This is a genomic window from Bradyrhizobium sp. NBAIM08 (assembly GCF_020193935.1).
GTDB lineage: Bacteria > Pseudomonadota > Alphaproteobacteria > Rhizobiales > Xanthobacteraceae > Bradyrhizobium > Bradyrhizobium yuanmingense.
This window is the reverse complement of record NZ_JADYVR010001348.1, coordinates 1-382: the sequence shown is the minus strand read 5'-3', so window position 1 is coordinate 382 and position 382 is coordinate 1. Positions and strand designations below refer to the sequence as shown.

Here is a 382-nt window from a genome sequence, read left to right as displayed (position 1 = left end):
GCTCACCCCTGGACTTGAAGCGCCGCGGGGTCGGGTCATCGACGACCTTCTTGACCGCCGCGTCCTTCACATCGGCGGGCTGTTGGTAGTTGTTGCCGATGGCCGCCTTCATCTGCACTGGCGCGCCCTTGGGAGCCGCCGCCCGCGGCGCCAACGCCTTCATCTGCAAGTCGAAGCCGCCCGGCGCCAGCGAGCGCAACATCTGGGTGCCCACCGATCCCGAGGCCCCCGACGACGTCGCGGGCGATGAGGAGGTCGACGCGGGTGCGGGGGCAGCGTCCTTCGGATTGTGGGTCATTGGGCGCTCCGAGAGAGTGGATCTGGATGTAAACGCCTGAGCGCTGCGCGGGCGAGCGGCCGCGATATCAAACAAGTATGAGGC

The 382-nt window shown here is 67.8% G+C and carries 1 protein-coding gene; it reads right to left on the bottom strand.

Annotation, left to right across the window (positions count from 1 at the left end; translation table 11 throughout):
- A partial coding sequence (locus I6F37_RS44855) for a hypothetical protein (protein WP_225155111.1) occupies window positions 1-298 on the bottom strand: 298 nt, incomplete at its 3' end.
- Between the last annotated feature and the right edge of the window lie 84 nt (window positions 299-382).